Below are 7,332 nucleotides of genomic sequence, written 5' to 3' on the forward strand. Positions count from 1 at the left end.
CGAGCCGGGGCTTCAATGGAGCGTGGTCAGGCTAGGCGTTTTCGACGGCCTTCACCATGTCCTCGATCACCTTTTTGGCGTCTCCGAAGACCATCATGGTTTTATCCAGGTAGAACAATTCGTTATCCAGACCTGCGTAACCACTGGCCATCGAGCGTTTGTTGACGATGATGGTCTTGGCCTTGAACGCCTCCAGAATGGGCATCCCGGCGATAGGGGATTTCGGATCGTTCTTGGCGGCCGGGTTGACCACGTCGTTGGCACCGAGCACCAGCACCACATCGGCCTGACCGAATTCGGAGTTGATGTCGTCCATCTCGAACACCTGGTCGTAAGGCACTTCGGCTTCGGCCAGCAGCACGTTCATGTGCCCGGGCATGCGTCCGGCCACCGGGTGAATGGCGTACTTCACGGTGACGCCGCGGTGGACGAGCTTCTCGGTCAGTTCCTTGAGTGCGTGCTGGGCACGAGCCACTGCCAGGCCGTAGCCGGGCACGATGATCACGGTGTCGGCGTTGGTCAGCAAAAAGGTGGCGTCGTCTGCCGAGCCGGATTTCACCGGGCGTGCTTCCTTCGCACCCGCCGGGCCTGCCGAGTCCGTTGCGCCGCCAAAGCCACCGCCGATCACGTTGAAGAACGAGCGGTTCATCGCCTTGCACATGATGTAGGAGAGGATCGCGCCCGAGGAACCCACCAGTGAGCCCGCGATGATCAGCATCGAGTTGTTCAGCGAAAAGCCGATGCCGGCCGCTGCCCAGCCTGAATAGCTGTTGAGCATCGACACCACCACCGGCATGTCGGCCCCGCCAATCGGGATGATCAGCAGCACACCGATGACGAAGGCCAGCGCCAGCATGATCGCAAAGGCAGTGAGGCTGCCGGTGAACATAAAGGTCAGGCCGAAGAACAGCGTGGCCAGGCCAAGGCCCAGATTGAGCGTGTGCTGGCCGGCAAACTGTACCGGTGCGCCTTGAAAGAGGCGAAATTTGTACTTGCCCGAGAGTTTGCCGAAAGCGATGACCGAGCCCGAGAAGGTAATCGCCCCGATGGCTGCCCCGAGGAACAACTCCAGACGGTTGCCGGCCGGGATCGCATCGCCCAGATTGCGAACGATGCCCAGTGATTGAGGCTCGACCACGGCTGCTATAGCGATGAATACCGCTGCCAGGCCGATCATGCTGTGCATGAACGCCACCAGCTCCGGCATTTTGGTCATTTCGACGCGCTTGGCCATGATCGAGCCAGCGGTTCCGCCCACCAGCAGGCCGACTACGATGTAGCCGATGCCTGCGCTGGTCCCTTCAGCGGTAGACAGCGCCGCGAGCTTGAACACCAGGCCGATCGTGGTGATGACCGCCAGGCCCATGCCGAGCATGCCGAACAGGTTGCCACGGCGCGAGGTGGTCGGGTGCGACAAGCCTTTGAGTGCCTGGATGAAGCAGATCGATGCGATCAGGTACAGCAGGGTAACCAGATTCATGCTCATGACTTGGGCGCCTCATCCTTTGCCTTGGGGGCCTTTTTCCTGAACATTTCCAGCATCCGCCGAGTGACCAGAAACCCGCCAAACACGTTCACGGCCGCCAGTGCGACCGCCAGCGTGCCCATGGTCTTGCCCAGCGGGGTGACCGTGAGCGCAGCGGCGAGCATGGCGCCGACGATGACGATGGCGGAGATCGCATTGGTGACCGCCATGAGCGGCGTGTGCAGCGCAGGCGTGACATTCCAGACCACGTGGTAACCGACATAAATCGCCAGTACGAAAATGATCAGGTTGTAGACGCCGGGGGAAATCAGCTCTTCCATTGGTGTGTCCTCAGCCGTTCTTGCGGACAACTTGCCCGTCGCGGCACATCAGGCATGCGGCGACGATGTCGTCTTCGAGGTTGATCGAGAATGTGCCGTCCTTGTCGAACAGCAGCTTCATGAAGTCCAGCAGGTTGCGGGCGTAGAGCGCCGATGCATCGGCTGCGACCAGGGCGGGCAGGTTGGTGTGGCCGACGATTGTCACGCCGTGCTCGACAACCACCTGATCGGCAACGGTCAGCGGGCAGTTGCCGCCCTGTGCAGCGGCCAGGTCGATCACCACCGAGCCGGGCTTCATCTGCGCCACGGTTTCTGCGCCGAGGAGCACCGGGGCCTTGCGGCCGGGAATGAGCGCGGTCGTGATGACGATGTCCGACAGTTTCGCGCGCTCATGCACGGCGGCGGCCTGGCGTTGCATCCAGCTGGCCGGCATGGGGCGTGCGTAGCCGCCAACGCCTTCGGCGCATTCACGCTCTTCGTCGGTCTCGTAGGGCACATCAATGAATTTCGCGCCCAGCGACTCGATCTGCTCCTTGACTGCCGGACGCACATCCGACGCTTCCACCACGGCGCCCAGCCTTTTGGCGGTGGCAATGGCCTGCAGACCGGCAACGCCGGCGCCCAGGATCAGCACCCGGGCAGCTTTGACGGTGCCGGCAGCGGTCATCAGCATGGGCATGAAGCGCGGGTAGTGATGCGCGGCGAGCAGTACTGCCTTATAGCCCGCAATGTTGGCTTGCGAAGACAGCACATCAAGGCTTTGCGCCCGGGAGGTGCGCGGCGCGGCTTCCAGGGCGAACGCGGTAATGCCACGTGCGGCCATCTTGCCGATCAGTTCGTTATTGAAGGGGTTGAGCATGCCGACGACCACCGAGCCACTTTTGATCAGGCTCAGCGCCTCATCGTCAGGTGCGACGACCTTGAGAATCAGTTCGGCCGCGTAGGTCTCGTTGGTGTCACCGACCACTGCGCCGGCAGCCTGGTAAGCGCTGTCCGGAACGCTGGCATGAAGGCCCGCGCCGCTTTGCACCGTAACCCGGTGACCCTGGCTGATCAGCTTTTTGATGGTTTCCGGGGTAGCAGCTACCCGGGTTTCGCCCGCTTGTGTTTCGAGAGGAACGCCAATGTGCACGACAAATCTCCTGCGCGATTTTTTATCGTTCGTATGTAGGCCAGTGCACTACGGCTGGTGCGTCTGGCTTGGCCAATCAGCACACCCCTTTGCAGCAGGGGCGGGGCATTTTGCAGGCGAAGTTTGCGGGCTTCAATACATTCTGTAACGAAACTATAGATGAACTACAAGTCACACTGTGACCTATTGTCGCACTTATTCGACAGAACCCTTTATCTGTAAGGTCTGTGGTGATATTCCTCACGAAAAACAGGTGATAAAAGTTTTTCTGCCGAAAATCCGATAAATGCGCCGTATCGACCCATAGACCCTATAAATAAAGGGTTATGTCCCGTTTTCTGTGAGCGATCGGAAGTTACTTCAGGGCGACATAAGGTTATATCTGTAGGTGCCAGCAGCTATGGGCTACCTGAGATATTGGTTGAATTTTTCCTGGGGCAACTGGTAAGCCCGGGCCTGTTCGATCAGCCAGTCACGAAACGCAGTCAGCGATGCCGATTCCACTTTGCGCTCCGGAATCATCAGGTGATAGGCCTTGCTGCCGGGCAGCGACCGAGTGTTTGCGATCACCAGACGCTTTTCCTGCAGTTCGCGTTGAATGAGGAAGGGGGGAATCAGAGCAACGCCCATGTCGTGCATGGCCGCCTGCGCCAGCATGGAGAACAGCTCGTAGCGCGGGCCGGTCATGTCGCGCGCGACATCCAGATCCTGCGCATTGAACCATTGGCGCCAGGCGTAGGGTCGGGTGGTCTGTTGCAGCAGCGGCAATTCGGCCAGCTCGCGTGCTGTCAGGCTGTCGCGACCTTCAAGAAAAGAGGGGCTGCAGACCGGCATGGAGTTTTCGCCCATCAGCCGATGCGACTGGGTGCCGGACCAGTCGGCATCGCCAAAATAGATGGCGGCGTCGAAGTCGGTGTCGGCAAACAGGAACGGGCGGGTGCGGTTGGTCAGGTGGACCGTGACGTCGGGGTGCTTGTGCTGGAAGTCCTTCAGGCGCGGCAGCAGCCATTGAGTGCCGAAGGTCGGCACCACGGCGAGTTCGATGGCGTTGGCACCTTGCTGGCCCATGACCGACAGTGTGTCGCGCTCGACCGCGTCCAGTTGCTGGGACACACGACGACTATAGGACAGCCCGGCTTCCGTGAGCTTTACGCCCCTGCGCGAACGCCGGAACAGCTCAACGCCGAGAAACTCTTCCAGTCCGCCGATTTGCCGACACACAGCGCCTTGCGTGAGGGAGAGCTCGTTAGCGGCCTTGGTGAAGCTCTCGTGACGGGCGGCTGCCTCGAAACTGACCAATGCAGTGGTGCTGGGTATCTTGCGTCTCATGTACTTTATTCTCACTGATATTTTTGTTTTAGAGCGCAGTTCTGTGTCATGGAGTGAGAAATTAGCACACATGCTTGATAAAACCTCGTTTGTCGCTGGCATGGGCCAGGACTAGGATCACTGCAGGATTTCATCTGAACGCGAGGAACTGGCATGAGCGGTAAGGCAAGCTTTAACTGGATTGACCCCTTGTTGCTGGATCAACAGCTCACTGAAGAAGAGCGCATGGTCCGCGACACGGCCGAGCAGTTCGCCCAGAGCAAGCTGGCCCCGCGCGTGCTGGAAGCATTCCGTCACGAGAAAACCGACCCGGCCATCTTTCGCGAGATGGGCGAGGTGGGGCTGTTGGGGGCGACCATCCCGGAAGAGTTCGGTGGCAGCGGCCTGAATTACGTGTGTTATGGGCTGATCGCGCGTGAAGTCGAGCGTATCGATTCGGGCTACCGTTCGATGATGAGTGTGCAGTCCTCGCTGGTCATGGTGCCGATCAACGAGTTCGGCACGCAGGCCCAGAAAGAGAAGTACCTGCCCAAACTGGCTTCGGGCGAATGGATCGGCTGCTTCGGCCTGACCGAGCCCGATCATGGGTCCGACCCCGGAGCGATGATCACCCGTGCCCGGAGCGTCGAGGGTGGTTACCGCTTGAGCGGCAGCAAGATGTGGATCACCAACAGCCCGATCGCCGATGTGTTTGTGGTGTGGGCCAAGGACGATGCCGGCGATATTCGCGGTTTCGTTCTCGAAAAAGGCTGGGCAGGCCTGAGCGCTCCGGCCATTCACGGCAAGGTCGGTTTGCGCGCATCGATCACTGGCGAGATCGTCATGGATAACGTGTTCGTGCCCGAAGAGAACATCTTTCCCGATGTGCGCGGTCTGAAGGGGCCGTTCACCTGCCTCAACTCGGCACGGTACGGTATCTCCTGGGGCGCGTTGGGTGCCGCAGAGTTCTGCTGGCACACCGCGCGGCAATACACCCTGGATCGCCAGCAATTCGGGCGTCCTTTGGCGGCCAATCAGCTGATCCAGAAGAAGCTGGCAGACATGCAGACCGAAATCACTCTGGCCTTGCAGGGTTGCCTGCGCCTGGGGCGCATGAAGGACGAAGGTACGGCTGCCGTGGAGATCACCTCGATCATGAAGCGCAACTCGTGCGGCAAGTCGCTGGATATCGCGCGTCTGGCCCGCGACATGCTGGGCGGCAATGGCATCTCGGACGAGTTCGGTATCGCCAGGCATCTGGTCAACCTGGAGGTTGTGAATACCTACGAAGGCACGCACGACGTGCATGCGTTGATCCTTGGGCGTGCACAGACCGGCATTCAGGCTTTCTATTAAGGAGGGCTGATCATGGGGGCGCTTTCGCATATCCGGGTGCTCGACCTGTCGAGAGTCCTCGCCGGGCCATGGGCCGGGCAGATCCTTGCTGACCTCGGCGCTGACGTCATCAAGGTAGAGCGCCCCGGGTGTGGCGATGACACTCGCTCGTGGGGGCCGCCATTCCTTCAGGATGCTGCGGGGCAGAACACCAGCGAGGCGGCTTATTACCTGTCCGCCAATCGCAACAAGCAGTCTGTGACCATCGACTTCACGCGTCCTGAAGGGCAAAGGCTGGTGCGCGAGTTGGCGGCAAAGTCCGACATCGTGATCGAAAACTTCAAGGTCGACGGGCTGGCGGCTTACGGACTGGATTACGAGTCGCTGAAGGCGGTCAACCCGAGGCTGATTTATTGCTCCATTACCGGCTTCGGGCAAAGCGGGCCGTATGCGCGTCGTCCGGGTTACGACTTCATGATCCAGGCGCTGGGTGGCTTGATGAGCCTTACCGGTCTGCCGGACGGTGAAGAGGGAGCCGGGCCGGTGAAGGTCGGCGTCGCATTGACTGACATTCTGACGGGGCTGTATTCGACGACGGCCATTCTCGCCGCTCTGGCGCATCGCGATCAAAGCGATATCGGCCAGTACATCGATATGGCGCTGCTGGATGTACAAGTAGCCTGCCTGGCCAATCAGGCCATGAACTACCTGACGACGGGGGTAGCGCCCAAGCGCTTGGGAAATGCTCATCCCAACATCGTGCCCTATCAGGACTTCCCCACGGCTGATGGCGACCTGATCCTTACCGTCGGCAATGACAGTCAGTTCAGGAAGTTTGCCGCTGTGGCGGGGCAGCCGCAGTGGGCGGAAAATCCGCGCTTCCTGACCAACAAGCTGCGAGTGGCTCATCGTGCCGAGCTGATTCCGTTGATTCGCCAGGTGACGGTGTTCAAGACCACTGCGCAATGGGTCAGTGAGCTGGAGGCCGCCGGTGTGCCTTGCGGGCCGGTCAATGACCTGGCCCAGGTGTTTGCTGATCCGCATGTGGTGGCGCGGGGCCTGGCCATAGAGCTTCCTCATGCGCTGGCCGGACGTGTTCCGCAGGTAGCCAGCCCGATACGGCTGTCTGAGACGCCGGTCGAATACACAAGGGCGCCGCCATTGCTGGGAGAGCATACGGCGCAAGTGCTGCAGGCGCTGCTGGGGATTGGTAAGGAAGAGATCACTCTGCTGCGCGAGGCAGGGGTGCTGTAGCTATATAGAAGAAAGCGTTTGCGACGGGCTCTTCTATATAGCCAAGGGGCCTTTAAGGTTAATTTCGGCGATTTTGAAATTAACGGTTGACGCCCTCGCTGAGGTGTCTATAATTCGCCCCACTTCCGGCGCAGACGGAAACGAAAAAGCCTTGTAGATCAATAGTTTGCAAGGTTTTTGAGTGAAGAGTCAGCGAGGAAGGAGGTCGGGTCTGGATTGATCGACAGCGGTGAGAAAAAAGAGTTTGACACGCGGTTGTAACGCTGTAGAATTCGCCTCCCGCTGATGAGCAACTCAAGAGTTGATCGAGGCGCAAGTGGTTGAAGTTGCAAAGGAAACTTTGAAAACTTCTTAAAATAACCGCTTGACAGATACAGAGGACGCTGTAAAATGCGCGCCTCGGTTGAGGCGAAAGATCTTAACCAACCGCTCTTTAACAACTGAATCAAGCAATTCGTGTGGGTGCTTGTGGTGTCAGACTGAAGTCAACAGATTAT

6 protein-coding genes are annotated in these 7,332 nt (G+C 59.5%); 2 read left to right on the forward strand and 4 right to left on the reverse strand.

Annotation, left to right across the window (positions count from 1 at the left end; translation table 11 throughout):
• Window positions 1–31 precede the first annotated feature (31 nt).
• The 4 genes from P406_RS24530 to P406_RS24545 form a co-directional block, all read right to left on the reverse strand.
• Window positions 32–1,486 (reverse strand): NAD(P)(+) transhydrogenase (Re/Si-specific) subunit beta, encoded by a 1,455-nt coding sequence (locus tag P406_RS24530; RefSeq protein ID WP_046237631.1) that lies wholly within the window; start codon window positions 1,484–1,486, stop codon window positions 32–34.
• The gene (locus P406_RS24535) at window positions 1,483–1,806 is read right to left on the reverse strand and encodes an NAD(P) transhydrogenase subunit alpha part 2 (RefSeq protein WP_002555867.1); all 324 of its coding nucleotides are present in this window, start codon (window positions 1,804–1,806) and stop codon (window positions 1,483–1,485) included. The genes P406_RS24530 and P406_RS24535 overlap by 4 nt, the downstream gene beginning before the upstream one ends.
• Before the next feature lie 10 nt (window positions 1,807–1,816).
• The gene (locus P406_RS24540) at window positions 1,817–2,938 is read right to left on the reverse strand and encodes a Re/Si-specific NAD(P)(+) transhydrogenase subunit alpha (RefSeq protein WP_046237632.1); all 1,122 of its coding nucleotides are present in this window, start codon (window positions 2,936–2,938) and stop codon (window positions 1,817–1,819) included.
• 405 nt (window positions 2,939–3,343) lie between these two features.
• Entirely contained in the window at window positions 3,344–4,267 is a 924-nt protein-coding gene (locus tag P406_RS24545; protein ID WP_046237633.1) for a LysR family transcriptional regulator, read from the reverse strand.
• A gap of 153 nt (window positions 4,268–4,420) precedes the next feature.
• Between P406_RS24545 and P406_RS24550 the strand changes: the two genes are divergently transcribed.
• The gene (locus P406_RS24550; RefSeq protein ID WP_003340378.1) at window positions 4,421–5,602 is read left to right on the forward strand and encodes an acyl-CoA dehydrogenase; all 1,182 of its coding nucleotides are present in this window, start codon (window positions 4,421–4,423) and stop codon (window positions 5,600–5,602) included.
• A 9-nt stretch (window positions 5,603–5,611) separates the two neighbouring features.
• Complete coding sequence (locus P406_RS24555; protein ID WP_174518682.1) at window positions 5,612–6,835, forward strand: CaiB/BaiF CoA transferase family protein; 1,224 nt, start codon at window positions 5,612–5,614, stop codon at window positions 6,833–6,835.
• The last annotated feature ends 497 nt before the right edge of the window (window positions 6,836–7,332 follow it).

This window comes from Pseudomonas syringae pv. coryli str. NCPPB 4273, from assembly GCF_000972175.1.
GTDB lineage: Bacteria > Pseudomonadota > Gammaproteobacteria > Pseudomonadales > Pseudomonadaceae > Aquipseudomonas > Aquipseudomonas syringae.